The 16,074-nt window shown below is 65.8% G+C and carries 27 protein-coding genes; 25 read left to right on the forward strand and 2 right to left on the reverse strand.

What is annotated here, in order from left to right; translation table 11 throughout:
- Positions 1-8: 8 nt before the first annotated feature.
- From rpsS to rplQ, 25 genes are all read left to right on the forward strand, one after another.
- A complete protein-coding gene (gene rpsS, locus DSP71_RS03915; RefSeq protein WP_017829205.1) occupies positions 9-290 on the forward strand; it encodes a 30S ribosomal protein S19 in 282 nt (93 codons plus the stop codon).
- Positions 290-688 carry a 50S ribosomal protein L22 gene (rplV, locus tag DSP71_RS03920; RefSeq protein ID WP_045264641.1) on the forward strand — a complete coding sequence of 133 codons (399 nt, stop codon included), beginning with the start codon at positions 290-292 and terminating at the stop codon, positions 686-688. The genes rpsS and rplV overlap by 1 nt, the downstream gene beginning before the upstream one ends.
- Positions 688-1,443 (forward strand): 30S ribosomal protein S3, encoded by a 756-nt coding sequence (gene rpsC, locus DSP71_RS03925; protein WP_017201587.1) that lies wholly within the window; start codon positions 688-690, stop codon positions 1,441-1,443. Before rplV ends, rpsC begins: the two co-directional genes overlap by 1 nt.
- Positions 1,443-1,862, forward strand: coding sequence for a 50S ribosomal protein L16 (rplP, locus tag DSP71_RS03930; RefSeq protein ID WP_017829203.1), 420 nt, complete (start codon positions 1,443-1,445; stop codon positions 1,860-1,862). The genes rpsC and rplP overlap by 1 nt, the downstream gene beginning before the upstream one ends.
- The gene (rpmC, locus tag DSP71_RS03935; protein ID WP_017829202.1) at positions 1,862-2,179 is read left to right on the forward strand and encodes a 50S ribosomal protein L29; all 318 of its coding nucleotides are present in this window, start codon (positions 1,862-1,864) and stop codon (positions 2,177-2,179) included. Before rplP ends, rpmC begins: the two co-directional genes overlap by 1 nt.
- Positions 2,179-2,511, forward strand: a complete 333-nt coding sequence (gene rpsQ / locus DSP71_RS03940; protein WP_017829201.1) for a 30S ribosomal protein S17 — start codon at positions 2,179-2,181, stop codon at positions 2,509-2,511. Before rpmC ends, rpsQ begins: the two co-directional genes overlap by 1 nt.
- A complete protein-coding gene (gene rplN, locus DSP71_RS03945) occupies positions 2,508-2,876 on the forward strand; it encodes a 50S ribosomal protein L14 (protein ID WP_017201583.1) in 369 nt (122 codons plus the stop codon). Before rpsQ ends, rplN begins: the two co-directional genes overlap by 4 nt.
- Before the next feature lie 2 nt (positions 2,877-2,878).
- Positions 2,879-3,238 carry a 50S ribosomal protein L24 gene (gene rplX, locus DSP71_RS03950; RefSeq protein ID WP_045264644.1) on the forward strand — a complete coding sequence of 120 codons (360 nt, stop codon included), beginning with the start codon at positions 2,879-2,881 and terminating at the stop codon, positions 3,236-3,238.
- Positions 3,238-3,828, forward strand: coding sequence for a 50S ribosomal protein L5 (rplE, locus tag DSP71_RS03955; protein ID WP_113680407.1), 591 nt, complete (start codon positions 3,238-3,240; stop codon positions 3,826-3,828). The genes rplX and rplE overlap by 1 nt, the downstream gene beginning before the upstream one ends.
- 132 nt (positions 3,829-3,960) lie before the next feature.
- Positions 3,961-4,359: a 30S ribosomal protein S8 gene (rpsH, locus tag DSP71_RS03960; RefSeq protein ID WP_021201117.1), complete on the forward strand. Its 399-nt coding sequence runs from the start codon at positions 3,961-3,963 to the stop codon at positions 4,357-4,359.
- 6 nt (positions 4,360-4,365) lie between these two features.
- On the forward strand, positions 4,366-4,902 hold the full coding sequence (gene rplF, locus DSP71_RS03965) for a 50S ribosomal protein L6 (RefSeq protein ID WP_045264646.1): 537 nt from the start codon (positions 4,366-4,368) through the stop codon (positions 4,900-4,902).
- Positions 4,903-4,904: 2 nt separating this feature from the next.
- On the forward strand, positions 4,905-5,264 hold the full coding sequence (gene rplR / locus DSP71_RS03970; protein ID WP_017201578.1) for a 50S ribosomal protein L18: 360 nt from the start codon (positions 4,905-4,907) through the stop codon (positions 5,262-5,264).
- 20 nt (positions 5,265-5,284) lie between these two features.
- Positions 5,285-5,965 carry a 30S ribosomal protein S5 gene (rpsE, locus tag DSP71_RS03975; protein ID WP_269430495.1) on the forward strand — a complete coding sequence of 227 codons (681 nt, stop codon included), beginning with the start codon at positions 5,285-5,287 and terminating at the stop codon, positions 5,963-5,965.
- Positions 5,965-6,150 carry a 50S ribosomal protein L30 gene (rpmD, locus tag DSP71_RS03980; protein WP_017201575.1) on the forward strand — a complete coding sequence of 62 codons (186 nt, stop codon included), beginning with the start codon at positions 5,965-5,967 and terminating at the stop codon, positions 6,148-6,150. Before rpsE ends, rpmD begins: the two co-directional genes overlap by 1 nt.
- Positions 6,150-6,785 carry a 50S ribosomal protein L15 gene (gene rplO / locus DSP71_RS03985; RefSeq protein WP_061016850.1) on the forward strand — a complete coding sequence of 212 codons (636 nt, stop codon included), beginning with the start codon at positions 6,150-6,152 and terminating at the stop codon, positions 6,783-6,785. The genes rpmD and rplO overlap by 1 nt, the downstream gene beginning before the upstream one ends.
- Positions 6,786-6,968: 183 nt before the next feature.
- Positions 6,969-8,291, forward strand: coding sequence for a preprotein translocase subunit SecY (gene secY, locus DSP71_RS03990; RefSeq protein WP_046747821.1), 1,323 nt, complete (start codon positions 6,969-6,971; stop codon positions 8,289-8,291).
- A complete protein-coding gene (locus DSP71_RS03995; RefSeq protein ID WP_058632584.1) occupies positions 8,288-8,893 on the forward strand; it encodes an adenylate kinase in 606 nt (201 codons plus the stop codon). The genes secY and DSP71_RS03995 overlap by 4 nt, the downstream gene beginning before the upstream one ends.
- 1 nt (position 8,894) lies before the next feature.
- Positions 8,895-9,746 (forward strand): type I methionyl aminopeptidase, encoded by an 852-nt coding sequence (map, locus tag DSP71_RS04000; protein ID WP_113680408.1) that lies wholly within the window; start codon positions 8,895-8,897, stop codon positions 9,744-9,746.
- Entirely contained in the window at positions 9,746-10,414 is a 669-nt protein-coding gene (locus tag DSP71_RS04005) for a thioredoxin domain-containing protein (protein ID WP_046747824.1), read from the forward strand. The genes map and DSP71_RS04005 overlap by 1 nt, the downstream gene beginning before the upstream one ends.
- 165 nt (positions 10,415-10,579) lie before the next feature.
- Positions 10,580-10,801, forward strand: coding sequence for a translation initiation factor IF-1 (gene infA, locus DSP71_RS04010; protein WP_017201569.1), 222 nt, complete (start codon positions 10,580-10,582; stop codon positions 10,799-10,801).
- 64 nt (positions 10,802-10,865) lie between these two features.
- A complete protein-coding gene (gene rpmJ, locus DSP71_RS04015; protein ID WP_005050492.1) occupies positions 10,866-10,982 on the forward strand; it encodes a 50S ribosomal protein L36 in 117 nt (38 codons plus the stop codon).
- A 178-nt stretch (positions 10,983-11,160) separates the two neighbouring features.
- On the forward strand, positions 11,161-11,535 hold the full coding sequence (gene rpsM, locus DSP71_RS04020) for a 30S ribosomal protein S13 (RefSeq protein ID WP_017201568.1): 375 nt from the start codon (positions 11,161-11,163) through the stop codon (positions 11,533-11,535).
- 31 nt (positions 11,536-11,566) lie between these two features.
- Complete coding sequence (rpsK, locus tag DSP71_RS04025; protein WP_017829189.1) at positions 11,567-11,965, forward strand: 30S ribosomal protein S11; 399 nt, start codon at positions 11,567-11,569, stop codon at positions 11,963-11,965.
- 134 nt (positions 11,966-12,099) lie between these two features.
- Positions 12,100-13,089 carry a DNA-directed RNA polymerase subunit alpha gene (locus tag DSP71_RS04030; protein ID WP_021201111.1) on the forward strand — a complete coding sequence of 330 codons (990 nt, stop codon included), beginning with the start codon at positions 12,100-12,102 and terminating at the stop codon, positions 13,087-13,089.
- A gap of 33 nt (positions 13,090-13,122) precedes the next feature.
- Complete coding sequence (rplQ, locus tag DSP71_RS04035; RefSeq protein ID WP_113680409.1) at positions 13,123-13,671, forward strand: 50S ribosomal protein L17; 549 nt, start codon at positions 13,123-13,125, stop codon at positions 13,669-13,671.
- Positions 13,672-13,740: 69 nt separating this feature from the next.
- Here rplQ and DSP71_RS04040 read toward each other — a convergent pair whose 3' ends face one another.
- Complete coding sequence (locus DSP71_RS04040) at positions 13,741-15,315, reverse strand: AMP-binding protein (RefSeq protein ID WP_113680410.1); 1,575 nt, start codon at positions 15,313-15,315, stop codon at positions 13,741-13,743.
- A gap of 101 nt (positions 15,316-15,416) precedes the next feature.
- Positions 15,417-16,074: PAS domain-containing protein (locus DSP71_RS23075; RefSeq protein ID WP_258546248.1), on the reverse strand; the 658-nt coding region annotated here is incomplete at its 5' end.

A 16,074-nucleotide genomic window follows, 5' to 3' on the forward strand; every position in this document is an offset into this window, starting at 1 on the left:
AAGAGAAGATGCCTCGCAGTCTTAAGAAGGGCCCCTTCGTCGACGATCACCTGCTTCGCAAGGTGGTCGTGCAGAACGAAGCCGGCACCAAGAACGTCATCAAGACCTGGTCCCGTCGGTCCATGATCATCCCGGCCATGCTGGGTCACACGATCGCGGTCCACGACGGACGCAAGCACATCCCTGTGTTCGTGTCCGAGACCATGGTCGGTCACAAGCTGGGCGAGTTCGCGCCCACCCGCACCTTCCGCGGCCACGAGAAGGACGACAAGAAGGGGCGGCGCCGCTAATGGTCGAATCGATCGCACGCGTGAAGCACATTCGCGTGACCCCTCAGAAGGCTCGTCGTGTCGTCGCGCTCATCAAGGGCAAGCAGGCCCAGGAGGCTCTGGCGATCCTGAAGTTCGCTCAGCAGTCCGCCAGTGAGCCGATCTACAAGCTCGTCGCGTCGGCCATGGCCAACGCGCAGGTGAAGGCAGATCGCGACGGCGAGTTCCTCGACGAGAAGGACCTGTACGTGGCCAACGCGTACGTCGACGAGGGCACCACGCTCAAGCGTTTCCAGCCCCGTGCACAGGGTCGCGCTTTCCAGATCAAGAAGCGCACGAGCCACATCACGGTCGTGCTCTCGACGCCTGAGGTGGCTCCGGCCGCCGCGGGCGACAGCAACAAGAAGGCGAGCAAGTAATGGGACAGAAGGTAAACCCGTACGGCTTCCGTCTCGGCATCACGACGGACCACGTCTCGCGTTGGTTCTCTGACTCGACGAAGCCGGGTCAGCGCTACGCCGACTACGTCGCCGAAGACATCAAGATCCGTAACCTGCTCAAGACGCAGCTCGACCGCGCCGGTGTCTCGAACATCGAGATCGAGCGCACCCGTGACCGCGTCCGCGTCGACATCCACACCGCCCGTCCGGGCATCGTGATCGGTCGTCGTGGAGCCGAGGCCGAGCGCATCCGCGGCGACCTCGAGAAGCTCTCGGGCAAGCAGATTCAGCTGAACATCCTCGAGGTCAAGAACCCCGAGGCCGATGCACAGCTCGTCGCACAGGGCATCGCCGAGCAGCTCTCTGCTCGTGTGGCGTTCCGTCGTGCGATGCGCAAGGGTCTGCAGGGCGCTCAGCGCGCCGGCGCCAAGGGCATCCGCATCCAGGTCTCCGGCCGCCTCGGCGGCGCCGAGATGAGCCGTTCGGAGTTCTACCGTGAGGGTCGTGTGCCGCTGCACACGCTGCGCGCGAACATCGACTACGGCTTCTACGAGGCGAAGACCACCTTCGGCCGCATCGGCGTGAAGGTCTGGATCTACAAGGGCGACCTGACCGCGAAGGAGCTCGCTCGCGAGCAGGCCAACGCACCCAAGGCTCGTCGTGACGACCGTGGTGGCGACCGCCGCCGTGCCCCGCGCAACGAGGCACCTGTCGCAGAAGGAGCGTCGGCATAATGCTCATCCCCCGTAAGGTCAAGTTCCGCAAGCAGCACCACCCGGGTCGCTCGGGTCAGGCCACCGGCGGCACGAAGGTCTCCTTCGGCGAGTACGGTATCCAGGCCCTCACGCCCGCTTACGTGACGAACCGTCAGATCGAGTCCGCTCGTATCGCGATGACCCGTCACATCAAGCGTGGTGGAAAGGTGTGGATCAACATCTACCCCGACCGTCCGCTCACGAAGAAGCCGGCCGAAACCCGCATGGGTTCCGGTAAGGGTTCCCCCGAGTGGTGGGTCGCCAACGTCAAGCCGGGCCGTGTCCTCTTCGAGGTCGCGGGTGTCGACGAGGAGCTCGCTCGCGAAGCTCTGACCCGTGCAATTCACAAGCTGCCGCTCAAGGCACGCATCATCAAGCGCGAGGAGGGCGACGCGTAATGGCGATCGGCACCAAGGAGCTCGCCCCGGCAGAGCTCGACACATTCGAAGACCAGCGCCTCGTCGAGGAGCTGCGCAAGGCCAAGGAGGAGCTGTTCAACCTCCGTTTCCAGTCGGCCACCGGCCAGCTGGAGAGCCACGGCCGCATCCGCGCCGTCAAGCGCGACATCGCGCGCCTCTACACCGTGATCCGCGAACGCGAGCTGGGCATCCGTGCGACGCCCGCTCCGGTCGAGGCTCCGGCGAAGAAGGCGACCAAGTCGAAGGCGAAGAAGGCGGACTCCGCCGACGACGCCGTGAAGGAAGAGGCTGAGTGATGGCCACCAAGAAGGAAGCGACTGTGGAGACGCAGGCCGCAGGACACGAGTCGTCCGAGCACGACGTCCGCGACGCCGCTGCCCGCGGTTACCGCAAGGCACGCCGCGGCTACGTCGTCAGCGACAAGATGGACAAGACCATCGTGGTCGAGGTCGAGGACCGCGTGAAGCACCCGCTTTACGGCAAGGTCATCCGCCGCACCTCGAAGGTCAAGGCGCACGATGAGGCGAACTCCGCCGGCATCGGCGACCTGGTCCTGATCAACGAGACCCGCCCGCTGAGCGCCACGAAGCGCTGGCGTCTGGTGGAGATTCTGGAGAAGGCCAAGTGATCCAGCAGGAATCCCGACTCAAGGTCGCCGACAACACCGGCGCCAAGGAGCTGCTCACCATCCGCGTTCTCGGTGGCTCGAAGCGCCGTTACGCGGGCCTCGGCGACACCATCGTCGCGACCGTCAAGGACGCGATCCCCGGTGGAAACGTCAAGAAGGGCGACGTCGTCAAGGCGGTCATCGTCCGCACCAAGAAGGAGGTCCGTCGTCCGGACGGCTCCTACATCAAGTTCGACGAGAACGCCGCAGTGATCCTGAAGAACGACGGGGAGCCCCGCGGCACCCGTATCTTCGGGCCGGTCGGTCGTGAGCTTCGCGACAAGAAGTTCATGAAGATCGTCTCGCTGGCGCCGGAGGTCATCTAATCATGGCGAAGATCAAGAAGGGTGACCTGGTTCAGGTCATCACCGGTGCCACGCAGGAGCGTGGCGGCGACCGTGGCAAGCAGGGCAAGGTCCTGGATGTCCTCGCCGACAAGAACCGCGTGATCGTCGAAGGCGTGAACTACGTCACCAAGCACACGCGCGTCGGCCAGACGCAGCGTGGCACCAAGACCGGAGGCATCGAGACCGTCGAAGCCTCCATCCACATCTCGAACGTCGCACTCGTCGACCCCTCGACCAAGAAGCCGACCAAGGTCGGCCACCGGGTCGAGGAGCAGACGAAGGACGGCGTGAAGCGCACCGTCCGTGTGCGCTACGCGAAGAAGAGCGGTAAGGACCTCTGATGAGCACCGACACTGCCGCGCCGGCTGGCAAGATCCAGCCGCGCCTGAAGCAGAAGTACAACACCGAGATCAAGAAGGCTCTGCAGGAAGAGTTCGGCTACGCGAACGTCATGCAGATTCCCGGACTGGTCAAGGTCGTCGTGAACACCGGTGTCGGCGAGGCAGCTCGCGACAGCAAGGTGATCGATGGCGCGGTCGACGATCTCACCAAGATCACCGGCCAGAAGCCGATCGTCACGAAGGCTCGCAAGTCCATCGCGCAGTTCAAGCTGCGCGAGGGACAGGCCATCGGCGCGCACGTCACCCTCCGTGGTGACCGCGCGTGGGAGTTCGTGGATCGCCTCGTCTCGCTCGCACTGCCCCGTATCCGCGACTTCCGCGGTCTCTCGGGCAAGCAGTTCGACGGCAACGGCAACTACACCTTCGGTCTCCAGGAGCAGAGCGTGTTCCACGAGATCGATCAGGACAAGATCGACCGGGTTCGCGGTTTCGACATCACCGTCGTCACCACCGCGAAGACGGATGACGAGGGCCGGGCACTGCTCCGCCACATCGGCTTCCCGTTCCGCTCGGAAGACGCACAGGCGTAACACCCTCGACGGGCTCAGTGGTCTCGTGTCACTGAGCCCGTCGATGTGCACGTACAATTGAAAATTGCGTGTCATCGCAGGCCGTCTGTCGTGTAACGGCAGCCGGAACCTCATGAACAAAGGAAAACAACAATGACAATGACAGACCCGGTCGCAGATCTGCTGACCCGTCTGCGCAACGCGAACTCGGCGCACCACGATTCCGTGACCCTGCCGTCGAGCAAGCTCAAGACGCACATCGCTCAGATCCTCCAGCAGGAGGGCTACATCGCCGGCTGGGAGACCTCTGACGCCCGCGTCGGACAGAACCTCACGCTGACGCTGAAGTACGGTCCCAACCGTGAGCGCTCCATCGCTGGCATCAAGCGCGTCTCGAAGCCCGGTCTCCGCGTGTACGCGAAGTCGACCGAGCTCCCCACGGTCCTCGGCGGCCTTGGCGTGGCGATCCTGTCCACCTCCTCCGGTCTTCTCACCGACCGTCAGGCAGAGCAGAAGGGCGTGGGCGGAGAAGTTCTCGCCTACGTGTGGTAATTCGAAATGTCGCGTATTGGACGACTTCCCATCGACGTTCCTGCGGGCGTGACCGTTTCGGTCAACGGCCGTGAGGTCGCGGTGAAGGGCCCCAAGGGTGAGCTCACCCTCACGGTGGCCAGCCCCATCGAGGTCGCGGTCGAGGAGAACCAGGTTCTGGTCTCCCGTCCCGACGACGAGCGCGAGTCGCGGTCGCTTCACGGCCTGACCCGCACGCTCATCAACAACAACATCATCGGCGTGACCCAGGGCTACACCAAGGGTCTCGAGGTCGTCGGTACCGGTTACCGCGTGCAGCAGAAGGGCAGCTCGGTCGAGTTCGCCCTCGGCTTCTCGCACCCGGTCCTGATCGACCCGCCCGCCGGCATCACGCTCACGGTCGAGGGCACCACGAAGCTCACCGTCAGCGGGATCGACAAGCAGGCTGTCGGCGAGGCAGCTGCCAACATCCGCAAGATCCGCAAGCCCGAGCCGTACAAGGGCAAGGGTGTGCGCTACGCCGGCGAGAACGTGCGTCGCAAGGCCGGAAAGAGTGGTAAGTAACCATGGCTCTCAAGTCAAAGTCTGACGCCCGCGCGCGTCGTCACGCCCGCCTTCGCAAGAAGGTCGTCGGCACCGAGGCGCGTCCGCGTCTCGTCGTCAACCGCTCGGCCCGCCACGTCTTCGTGCAGCTGGTCGACGACAGCAAGGGTCACACCGTTGCGTCGGCTTCGACGCTCGAGACCGACCTGCGCTCGCTCGAGGGTGACAAGACCGCCAAGGCCCGCAAGGTCGGCGAGCTCCTCGCCGAGCGTGCGAAGGCTGCCGGCGTTTCCGAGGCAGTGTTCGACCGTGGCGGCAACCGCTACGCCGGTCGTGTCGCCGCCATCGCCGACGGCGCCCGCGAGGGGGGTCTGGCACTGTGAGTGACAACAAGGAGAACGAAGTGACCGAAGCGGCTGCTGCCACTTCCGAGACGGCTGCCGGCACCACGCAGGCCGAGCCGGCTCGCGACTCGCGTGACGGCCGCCGCGGCGGCCGTGGCGACCGCAACCAGGGTGGCGGTCGTGACCGCAACTCCCGTGACCGCGGCGACAACCAGTTCCTGGAGCGCGTCGTCACCATCAACCGCGTCTCGAAGGTCGTGAAGGGTGGTCGTCGCTTCAGCTTCACCGCCCTCGTGGTCGTCGGTGACGGCAACGGTCTGGTCGGTGTCGGCTACGGCAAGGCCCGCGAGGTCCCTCTGGCGATCTCGAAGGGTGTCGAAGAGGCCAAGCGCAACTTCTTCCGCGTTCCGCGCGTCGGCAGCACCATCCCGCACCCCGTGCAGGGTGAGGCGGCCGCCGGTGTGGTCCTGCTCCGTCCGGCTGCCGCCGGTACCGGTGTCATCGCCGGTGGTCCGGTCCGCGCCGTGCTCGAGTGCGCCGGTATCCACGACGTGCTGTCGAAGTCGCTCGGCTCGTCGAACACGATCAACATCGTGCACGCGACGGTCACCGCCCTGAAGCAGCTCGAGGAGCCTCGTGCGGTCGCCGCACGTCGTGGCCTCGAGTTCGACCAGGTTGCCCCTGCGCGTCTCGTGCGCGCCGAGGCAGACGCCATCGCCGCACAGAAGGTAGGTGCCTGATGGCCGCGCGACTGAAGGTCACGCAGATCAAGTCCAAGGTGAGCGAGAAGCAGAACCAGCGCGACACGCTGCGCAGCCTCGGTCTGAAGCGGATCGGTGACACCACCGTCCGCCCCGACGACGCGCAGACGCGTGGTTACGTCAAGACCGTCGCCCACCTCGTCAAGGTTGAGGAGATCGACTAATGGCCGAGAAGAACGAGGCCGTCGAGGCTGAGAAGGCCCCGAAGAAGGCTGCGGCTCCCAAGGCTGCCGCCGAGAAGAAGCCGGCTGCGAAGAAGGCTCCGGCCAAGACCGCTGCCGCCGACGCGAAGGCTGAGGGCGCTGCCAAGAAGCCTGCCGCCAAGAAGGCGACGCCGGCGAAGGATGCTCCGGCATCCCGCCCCGGCGTGCTGAAGGTGCACCACCTGCGTCCGGTCCCCGGATCCAACACCGCCAAGACTCGCGTCGGCCGTGGTGAGGGTTCCAAGGGTAAGACCGCTGGTCGTGGAACCAAGGGCACCAAGGCGCGCAACACCGTTCGCGTCGGCTTCGAGGGTGGGCAGATGCCGCTGCACATGCGCACCCCGAAGCTGCGCGGGTTCAAGAACCCGTTCCGCGTGGAGTACCAGGTCGTGAACCTGGAGAAGCTCGCGGAGCTGTACCCGAAGGGTGGCGACGTCACCGTCGGCGACCTGGTCGCCAAGGGTGCCGTTCGCAAGAACGAGAAGGTCAAGGTTCTCGGAAACGGCGACATCGCCGTGAAGCTCACCGTTTCGGTCGACAAGGTCTCGGGTTCTGCCGAGCAGAAGATCGTCGCGGCCGGCGGATCCGTCAAGTAACCGCACAGCAAGAGGGGCCGGAGATTCTCCGGCCCCTCTTGTGGTTTCACACTCCGAGACCTTGCTCTGGGGCCGCATCCGGCGGGCCTGGTATCGGTGGCGAATTCCGGGAAGCCCGGTTTGCGTTACCCTGGTCTTTCAGCCGTCCTTCGGGAATCGGCAACCTTTTCAGGAGGAACGTCCTTGTTTAGCGCCATCGCGCGGATCTTCCGCACCCCAGACCTGCGGCGGAAGATCGGTTTCACTCTCGCCATCGTCGCGATCTACCGACTCGGCTCCAACGTCCCGGCTCCGTTCGTGGACTTCCCGAACGTCGAGGAGTGTCTCGCCGCCAACGCCGGCACCGATGGGCTGCTCGGGCTGGTCAACCTGTTCTCCGGTGGTGCACTGCTGCAGCTGTCGATCTTCGCGCTCGGTGTCATGCCGTACATCACCGCGACGATCATCACGCAGCTCCTGCGCGTGGTCATCCCGCACTTCGAGGCGCTGCACAAGGAAGGACAGGCCGGTCAGGCCCGTCTGACGCAGTACACGCGTTACCTCACGATCGCCCTCGCGCTGCTGCAGTCGACGACTCTCGTCACGGTGGCGCGCAGCGGCCAGCTCTTCGGAACCACCGACCTCGCGGCCTGCCAGCAGCTTCTGACGAACGACGTGTGGTGGGCGCAGCTGCTCATCATCATGGCGATGACGGCCGGTACGGGTCTGATCATGTGGTTCGCAGAGCTCGTCACCGAGCGCGGCATCGGCAACGGCATGTCGCTGCTCATCTTCACCTCGATCGCCGCGACGTTCCCCGGCGCCATGGGTCTGATCTGGCAGACCAAGGGCTTCGAGGTCTTCCTGCTCGTGCTGCTGGTCGGGATCATCGTGATGGGGCTCGTCGTGTTCGTCGAGCAATCCCAGCGACGGATCCCCGTGCAGTACGCCAAGCGCATGGTCGGTCGACGCACCTACGGCGGCACGAACACCTACATCCCGATCAAGGTGAACATGGCGGGTGTGATCCCCGTGATCTTCGCCTCGTCGCTGCTGTACATCCCGGCCCTCATCGCGCAGTTCAACACCCCGCAGGACGGATCTACTCCGGCGGCCTGGGTGACCTGGATCACGACGAACTTCACGACCGGCAACAGCCCCGTGTACATGGCGGCCTACTTCCTGCTGATCATCGGGTTCACCTACTTCTACGTGGCGATCACCTTCAACCCGGTCGAGGTCGCCGACAACATGAAGAAGTACGGCGGGTTCATCCCCGGCATCCGTGCGGGGCGTCCGACGGCCGAGTACCTCGACTACGTGCTCACCCGCATCACGCTCCCCGGCTCCCTCTACCTCGGTCTGATCGCGCTCATCCCGCTCATCGCCCTGGCCACCGTCGGCGCCAACCAGAACTTCCCGTTCGGCGGCGCCTCGATCCTCATCATCGTCGGTGTGGGTCTCGAGACGGTCAAGCAGATCGATGCGCAGCTGCAGCAGCGACACTACGAAGGGCTCCTCCGATGACAGCTTCCGCACGTCTTCTCATCGTCGGCCCGCAGGGCTCGGGCAAAGGCACGCAGGGCGTGCGGATCGCCGAGTCCTACGGCATCCCGGTCGTGTCGACCGGCGACATCTTCCGCGCGAACATCAAGGAGGGAACGCCGCTCGGCCAGCAGGTCACGGCGATCCTCGACAAGGGTGACCTCGTTCCGGATGAGCTGACCAGCGAGATCGTGCGCGACCGTCTGTCGCAGGAGGACGCCGCGCAGGGTTTCCTCCTCGACGGCTACCCGCGCAACACCGCACAGGTCGACCACCTCGAGTCGTTCCTCTCCGAACGGGGCGAGGCGCTCGACGCCGTCATCCTCCTCGACGTGCCCCGCGAGGAGAGCCTGGAGCGTCTGACGCTCCGTGCGACCGAGCAGGGACGCTCCGACGACACCCCCGAGGCCATCGGTCACCGTCTCGACATCTACGAGAACGAGACCGCCCCGATCCTTGAGGTCTACGGCGCCAAGGGCATCGTCGACCGCATCGACGGCGTCGGCTCGCTCGACGAGATCACCGAGCGCATCGCACAGGCTCTGGCCGCGCGCGGCCTGCGTCCCGCGGTCTCCACCTCCTGAGATGTTCCGCCGGTCGATCTACAAGACCCCGGCTCAGTTGCGGGCCATGGTGGAGCCCGGGCTGATCACGGCAGCGGCACTGGACGCCGTCCGCCCGCTGATCAAGGCCGGGGTCACCACCCTCGAACTCGACACCGTGGCGAACCGCACCATCCTCGCCCGCGGCGCCGAGTCGAATTTCCAGCTGGTGCGCGGCTACCACCACACGACCTGCATCTCGGTGAACGAGCAGGTCGTGCACGGGATCCCGGGGGAGCGGGTGCTCCAGCCGGGAGACATCGTGTCGGTCGACTGCGGTGCGCAGTTCCGCGGGTGGAACGGCGACAGCGCCATCACGGTCGTCGTGCCCGACCCGGAGCGCCCGGAGCTCGTCGCCCAGCGCGAAGAGCTCTCCCGCGTCACCGAGGGGTCGATGTGGGCCGGGATCGCCGCCATGGCCTCGGTCTCGTCCATCGACGAGATCGGTGCGGCCATCCAGGACTACATCGAGGCTCAGGGGCCCTCAGCGGTCTCGGGCGAGCCCTACGGCATCCTGCGCGAGTACGTGGGTCACGGCATCGGTCGCAAGATGCACGAGGCCCCCAGCGTCTTCAACTACCGCACGCCCGACCGTGGCGAAGACCTGAAGCCCGGTCTGGTGCTCGCGATCGAGCCCATGGTCACCGCCGGCGGAGATGCGACCTTCATCGAGGAGGACGACTGGACCGTCACGACGGTGGACGGTACGGACGGCTCCCATTGGGAACATAGCGTCGCCCTGCATGATGGGGGTATCTGGGTGCTCACCGCGCCCGATGGAGGAAGAGCCGGACTCGCCCCGTTCGGGGTAGAGCCTCGAGAGATCGGAAAGTAATGGCAGCGGCGAAGAGCAACACCAACTGGTTCGCGATCGGCGTCTCGATCGCCGTCGTCGTGGTGCTGGTGGCGATCGGCGGTCTCGTGGTGTTCCTCAACAACCAGGCCACCGCGCCCGGTGCGACGCCCAAGGCCAACGACACGTTCAACTCCGAGACCGGGGCGATCTCGTTCGGGGACGGCGAAGACACGATCGCGGTGTTCGTCGACTTCCAGTGCCCGGTCTGCAAGACCTTCGAGGACCAGTTCGGTGGACAGCTGGAGGCTGCGGCCGCCGACGGTCGTATCACCCTCGAGTACCACCCCATCGCGATCCTCGACCGGTTCTCGCAGGGGACCGAGTACTCGTCGCGCTCGGCCGGTGCCGCGGTGTGCGTCGCGGAGTCGAACCCGGAGCTGTACCTCGACTTCGCCAAGACACTGTTCGAGAACCAGCCTGCGGAGAACACCTCGGGTCTCACCAACGACCAGCTCGCGGGCTTCGCGACGCAGGTCGGCGCAGACGACGCCGTGTCGTGCATCACCGATGAGACGTACCGCAAGTTCGGAGCAGCCCAGGCGAAGTCGCACGAGATCGCGGGAACGCCGACGGTCGAGATCAACGGAACGCGCCTCAACCTGCAGGACCAGGCCGACCTCAAGAAGTTCACCGACCTGATCAGCTGAGTCCGCTGCTCGTCCGCCGCACGCGGTCGAGTTGCCCGATGGCTCCGGAGCGTCTAACATAGATCTTTGGTGCTTTGTGCCTTGATTCGGCGTGTCCGTCGGCGCAGTACCGCAATCCCATCACCCACCGCAGATCGACCGATCTGCAGAAGCGTCAGCGAGGCTATGGCTAAGAAAGACGGTGTCATCGAGATCGAGGGCGTGATCTCCGAGGCTCTGCCCAACGCGATGTTCCGCGTTGAGCTCAGCAACGGACACAAGGTCCTTGCAACGATCTCCGGCAAGATGCGGCAGAACTACATCCGCATCATCCCCGAGGACCGCGTGGTCGTGGAGCTCAGCCCCTACGACCTCACCCGCGGCCGTATCGTCTACCGCTACCGCTGATCGGTCGAGAAGTAACGGCCTGCCCCTGCCGGGGGCGGTACGAAGACAGCGAACAGGAAACATCATGAAGGTCAACCCCAGCGTCAAGCCCATCTGCGATCACTGCAAGGTGATCCGCCGTCACGGCCGCGTCATGGTGATCTGCAAGAGCAACCCGCGTCACAAGCAGCGCCAGGGCTGAGTCCCTGGCGGGCCCGCCGGTCTGATCGACGGGCCCGCGCTGTGCGGTACCGCTCACGCACATCTCACAACTGAATACACAACGGCAGGATCAGAACCCGCGCATGCGGGGGACACCTCGGGGCGGAGGCCCGGGCACCGATCCTGTTCCACACCTCCACAACACCCAGGAGAACCGCATGGCACGTCTTGCCGGCGTTGACATCCCGCGCGACAAGCGCGTGGTGATCGCCCTTACCTACATCTACGGCGTCGGCCGTACCCGCTCGGTCGAGATCCTCAAGGCGACGGACATCGACGAGAGCATCCGCGTGAAGGACCTCAGCGACGACCAGCTGATCGCCCTCCGCGACCACATCGAAGGCAACTACAAGGTGGAGGGTGACCTGCGCCGCGAGGTTGCAGCAGACATCCGCCGCAAGGTCGAGATCGGCTCCTACGAGGGCATCCGCCACCGTCGTGGTCTCCCGGTCCGTGGTCAGCGCACCAAGACCAACGCCCGTACCCGCAAGGGCCCGAAGCGCACCGTCGCAGGCAAGAAGAAGGCCCGCTAAGCGCGGCCCCAGGGACTAGGAGAACACTTTCATGGCTGCACCCAAGGCCGCCGCGCGCAAGCCGCGCCGCAAGGAAAAGAAGAACATCGCGCTGGGCCAGGCCCACATCAAGTCGACGTTCAACAACACGATCGTCTCGATCACCGACCCGTCCGGCGCCGTCATCGCCTGGGCATCGTCGGGTGGCGTGGGCTTCAAGGGCTCCCGCAAGTCGACCCCGTACGCCGCCGGCATGGCTGCCGAGTCCGCTGCCCGTCAGGCTGCGGAGCACGGCGTCAAGAAGGTCGACGTCCTCGTGAAGGGTCCGGGCTCCGGCCGCGAGACCGCGATCCGCTCGCTCCAGGCCGCAGGCCTCGAGGTCGGCTCGATCCAGGACGTCACCCCGCAGGCACACAACGGCTGCCGTCCGCCGAAGCGTCGCCGCGTCTGATTCGCGTGTCGAGCCGCTCGGTCCCTTCGCGGTCTGAGCGGCTCGACGCCCGCGTGCGGGCATCGACTTCCACAACTCAAAACCTCACCCCACCACATGTCATATAGCGGGCATGTGATCGAAAGGAACACAGAGTGCTTATTGCACAGCGTCCCACACTGACCGAGGAAAAGATCGTCGAGAACCGTAGCCGGTTCATCATCGAGCCTCTGGAGCCCGGCTTCGGTTACACGATCGGCAACGCGCTGCGCCGCAGCCTGCTGTCGTCGATCCCCGGTGCTGCTGTCACCAGCGTTCGCATCGACGGCGTGCTGCACGAGTTCAGCACCATCCCCGGCGTGAAGGAGGATGTCACCGAGATCATCCTCAACATCAAGCAGCTCGTCGTCTCGTCGGAGCGCGATGAGCCCATCACCGCGTACCTGCGCAAGACCGGTGCGGGCGAAGTCACCGCCGCTGACATCTCGGCTCCGGCCGGTGTCGAGGTGCAGAACCCCGAGCTCGTCATCGCGACGTTGAACGACACCGCGAAGTTCGAGCTCGAGCTCACCATCGAGCGTGGCCGTGGCTACGTCTCGGCGACGCAGAACCGCAACGAGTACGCCGAGGCCGGTCAGATCCCGATCGACTCGATCTACTCGCCGGTCCTCAAGGTCAGCTACCGCGTCGACGCGACCCGTGCCGGGGAGCGCACCGACTTCGACAAGCTCGTCCTGGATGTCGAGACCAAGTCGGCGATCAGCCCCCGCGACGCCGTCGCTTCGGCTGCGAAGACGCTCACCGAGCTGTTCGGTCTCGCCCGCGAGCTGAACGTCGAGGCCGAGGGCATCGAGATCGGCCCGGCGCCGGTGGAGGCAGTGAACTCCAGCGAGCTGTCGATGCCGATCGAGGACCTCGACCTGTCGGTCCGCTCGTACAACTGCCTGAAGCGTGAGGGCATCAACACCGTTTCCGAGCTCGTCGCCCTGTCGGAGACGCAGCTCATGAACATCCGCAATTTCGGCCAGAAGTCGGTCGACGAGGTGCGCGACAAGCTCATCTCGCTCGGTCTGTCGCTCAAGGATTCGGTGCCCGGTTTCGACGGCGCCCACTTCTACGGCGGCAGCGAAGACGAGTCCTTCTGATACCCGACCTTTCTGACCAGGAGTTAGACGATTATGCCCAAGCCCACTAAGGGTCCCCGCCTCGGAGGCGGCCCCGCCCACGAGCGCCTGATGCTTGCCAACCTCGCGGCGGCGCTCTACACCCACAAGTCGATCAAGACGACCGAGACCAAGGCCAAGCGCCTTCGTCCGCTCGCCGAGCGACTGATCACGTTCGCCAAGCGTGGCGACCTGCACGCGCGTCGTCGCGTGCTCTCGGTCATCGGTGACAAGGAAGTCGTGCACGTCCTGTTCTCCGAGATCGCGCCGCTCGTCGCGGACCGTGAGGGTGGCTACACCCGCATCACGAAGGTCGGCAACCGCAAGGGCGACAACGCTCCGATGGCCGTGATCGAGCTCGTCCTCGAGCCCGTCACCCCGAAGGCGAAGTCGACCAAGAAGGCTGCTGCTCCGAAGGCCGAGAAGCCGGCTGAGGCCGTCGAGGAGGCTCCCGCTGAGGAGGCTCCCGCCGACGAGACCGTCGAGGCCGGCGCCGAGTCGCAGGCCGAAGGCGAAGCCGCTGAGGCTGCTGCCGAGGACGCTGTCGAGAAGAAGTCCGAGTAAGCACTCGCTCATGAAGAAGCCCGCCGCCCTTTCGGGGTGGCGGGCTTCTTCGTGTTCCGGGCGACGTCGTCAGCGCGCGCGCAGATCCTTGCGCAGGATCTTCCCCGAGCTCGATTTGGGGATCACATCGATGAACTCCACCTGCCGGACTTTCTCGTGCGGTGCCACGTGTGCGGCCACGTGCGCCATGACCGACTCCGCATCGAGGTCGGCGCTCGGCTGACGGACGACGAACGCCTTCGGCACCTCCTGCCCGTCTTCATCGAAGGCACCGATGACGGCCGCATCGGCGATGGCGGGGTGCTCGAGCAGCACGGCTTCCAGCACGGCGGGTGCCACCTGATAGCCCTTGTACTTGATGAGCTCCTTGAGCCGGTCGACGATCCGGTAGATGCCGTCGTGCGTGACAGTCGCGACATCGCCGGTGTGCAACCAACCATCGGCGTCGAGCATCTCCGCCGTGGCATCCGGGCGATTGAGGTACCCGACCATCACCTGGGGGCCGCGCACCCACAGCTCACCGGGCTCGCTCGTTCCCGAGTCGGGCACCGTGACGTCCTCGCCCGACTCGGGGTCGACGAGGCGTGCTTCCGTGTTCGGAACGAGGGGACCGATGCTCGAGCGGTCGATGTCGGTGCGTGTCTCGGAGGTGAGGTTCACCGCGGGACTGGTCTCGGTCATGCCGTAGCCCTGGGTGACGATACAGCCCAGCCGGTTGGCCACCGCCGAGGCCAGTGCTCCGTCGAGAGGGGCGGCGCCGGAGAAGACGACCTTCACGGAGGAGAGGTCGTACTGGTCGATGATCGGGTGCTTCGCAAGGGCGACCGCGATCGGGGGAGCGACGAACACCCACGTGGTGCGGTGCTCGGCGATGATGCGCAGGAACTCGGGAAGGTCGAACTTCGGCATCGTGACGAGTCCGGCGCGCTGTCGCAGCGCGAAGTTCAGCAGCACCGTCATGCCGTAGATGTGGAAGAAGGGCAGGACGGCGAGCACCCGGTCGCTCGCATCGACGCCGAGCACCGGGCCGCACTGCGACACGTTCGCGACCAGGTTGCGGTGCGTGAGCATCACGCCCTTCGGGCGTCCGGTCGTTCCCGAGGAGTAGGGGAGCACGGCGAGGTGGGTGGACGGGTCGAAGGACACAGCCGGTGCCGGGTGCCCTTCGCCGAGGAGTGCAGCGAGCGATGGGTGTCCGTCCGCGCCGTCGAGCACGATCACATGATCGGCGTCGAAGCCGAGCTTCTCGGCAGCGGCCTGAGCTCCGGGGAGGAGCGGGGAGACCGTCACGACCCAGGTCGCGCCGGCATCTGTGAGCTGATTCGCGATCTCCTCCGCCGTGTAGAGGGAGTTGATCGTGGTGGCCGTCGCCCCCGCGCGGAGGATGCCGTGGAACACGGTCGCGAAAGCGGGGACGTTGGGGCAGAGCACCCCGACCGTCGTGCCGACTCCCACCCCACGCGCCGCGAGAGCGCCGGCGAACAGATCGATCTGCCCGACGAGTTGACGATAGGTCGTGGTCGCGCCGCTCACGCCGTCGACGAGCGCGACGGTGTCGAGTTCGGCGTCGGTGAGGTCGCCGAAGAGGAACTGGTGGATGGAGACCTCGGGGATCTCCACATCGGGATAGGTACTGCGAACCATGAGATCTCCTTCGATCCGGGCAGGCTGACGACGTCGTCGGATGCGATCCAGTGTCGCACACAATGGCACTGCGTCCCAGGGGAATGGCGTACGTCCGAGAGTCAGACGGCGGCGCGATACCGGGTGCTCGGGCGGCCCTTGGTCGAGTAGTCGAGGGAGCGCGTCGCACTGCCGGACGCGGCGAGGTGCTCGAGGTAGCGGCGGGCACTGACGCGCGAGATGTCGAGGTCTTCGCCGATCTCGGTCGCCGACGCATCGGGGCGGGCGACGAGGGCGGCGGAGACCCGGTCGAGCGTCTCCGCGCTGAGGCCCTTGGGCAGGCCGAGCCGCTGTCGGAAGGCGATGATGGCATCCGCCGCCTCCACGCGGCGGACCACGTCGTGCAGCTCGGTGTGATCGCGCAGCAGGAGCGTCGCGCCGATGCCACCGGTGCCCGCATCGCTTCCGGTGCTCCGGGCGACGAGCACGTGCGACCCCACGATCACCGGCCGTCCGGCCGACTCGCCCTCTCGGAGCACGGTCGTGAGCTCCTCGCCGAGCGCGTCGGCGGCGGGCTCACCGTCGAGGTCAGCCGCGTCTCGGCCCAGGAAGCGGGCGGCGGCGTCGTTCACGAGCGTGATCCGTCCGCCGTCGTCCACCGTGATGACCCCTTCGCTGAGACCGTGCAACGTCGTCTCCTGGTTCTTGACGAGGGCGGCGATCTGATGCGGCTCGAGACGGTAGATGCGCCGACGGATGATCGAGGTCACCCACGCGGAT

This window comes from Microbacterium sp. H6 (assembly GCF_003314775.1).
GTDB lineage: Bacteria > Actinomycetota > Actinomycetes > Actinomycetales > Microbacteriaceae > Microbacterium > Microbacterium oxydans.

Bases quoted from the DNA above. Each gene is read 5' to 3' on its own strand.
- rpsS (WP_017829205.1), top strand. From the start codon at position 9: ATGCCTCGCAGTCTTAAGAAGGGCCCCTTCGTCGACGATCACCTGCTT.
- rplV (WP_045264641.1), top strand. From the start codon at position 290: ATGGTCGAATCGATCGCACGCGTGAAGCACATTCGCGTGACCCCTCAG.
- rpsC (WP_017201587.1), top strand. From the start codon at position 688: ATGGGACAGAAGGTAAACCCGTACGGCTTCCGTCTCGGCATCACGACG.
- rplP (WP_017829203.1), top strand. From the start codon at position 1,443: ATGCTCATCCCCCGTAAGGTCAAGTTCCGCAAGCAGCACCACCCGGGT.
- rpmC (WP_017829202.1), top strand. From the start codon at position 1,862: ATGGCGATCGGCACCAAGGAGCTCGCCCCGGCAGAGCTCGACACATTC.
- rpsQ (WP_017829201.1), top strand. From the start codon at position 2,179: ATGGCCACCAAGAAGGAAGCGACTGTGGAGACGCAGGCCGCAGGACAC.
- rplX (WP_045264644.1), top strand. From the start codon at position 2,879: ATGGCGAAGATCAAGAAGGGTGACCTGGTTCAGGTCATCACCGGTGCC.
- rplE (WP_113680407.1), top strand. From the start codon at position 3,238: ATGAGCACCGACACTGCCGCGCCGGCTGGCAAGATCCAGCCGCGCCTG.
- rpsH (WP_021201117.1), top strand. From the start codon at position 3,961: ATGACAATGACAGACCCGGTCGCAGATCTGCTGACCCGTCTGCGCAAC.
- rplF (WP_045264646.1), top strand. From the start codon at position 4,366: ATGTCGCGTATTGGACGACTTCCCATCGACGTTCCTGCGGGCGTGACC.
- rplR (WP_017201578.1), top strand. From the start codon at position 4,905: ATGGCTCTCAAGTCAAAGTCTGACGCCCGCGCGCGTCGTCACGCCCGC.
- rpmD (WP_017201575.1), top strand. From the start codon at position 5,965: ATGGCCGCGCGACTGAAGGTCACGCAGATCAAGTCCAAGGTGAGCGAG.
- rplO (WP_061016850.1), top strand. From the start codon at position 6,150: ATGGCCGAGAAGAACGAGGCCGTCGAGGCTGAGAAGGCCCCGAAGAAG.
- DSP71_RS03995 (WP_058632584.1), top strand. From the start codon at position 8,288: ATGACAGCTTCCGCACGTCTTCTCATCGTCGGCCCGCAGGGCTCGGGC.
- map (WP_113680408.1), top strand. From the start codon at position 8,895: ATGTTCCGCCGGTCGATCTACAAGACCCCGGCTCAGTTGCGGGCCATG.
- DSP71_RS04005 (WP_046747824.1), top strand. From the start codon at position 9,746: ATGGCAGCGGCGAAGAGCAACACCAACTGGTTCGCGATCGGCGTCTCG.
- infA (WP_017201569.1), top strand. From the start codon at position 10,580: ATGGCTAAGAAAGACGGTGTCATCGAGATCGAGGGCGTGATCTCCGAG.
- rpmJ (WP_005050492.1), top strand. From the start codon at position 10,866: ATGAAGGTCAACCCCAGCGTCAAGCCCATCTGCGATCACTGCAAGGTG.
- rpsM (WP_017201568.1), top strand. From the start codon at position 11,161: ATGGCACGTCTTGCCGGCGTTGACATCCCGCGCGACAAGCGCGTGGTG.
- rpsK (WP_017829189.1), top strand. From the start codon at position 11,567: ATGGCTGCACCCAAGGCCGCCGCGCGCAAGCCGCGCCGCAAGGAAAAG.
- rplQ (WP_113680409.1), top strand. From the start codon at position 13,123: ATGCCCAAGCCCACTAAGGGTCCCCGCCTCGGAGGCGGCCCCGCCCAC.
- DSP71_RS04040 (WP_113680410.1), bottom strand. From the start codon at position 15,315: ATGGTTCGCAGTACCTATCCCGATGTGGAGATCCCCGAGGTCTCCATC.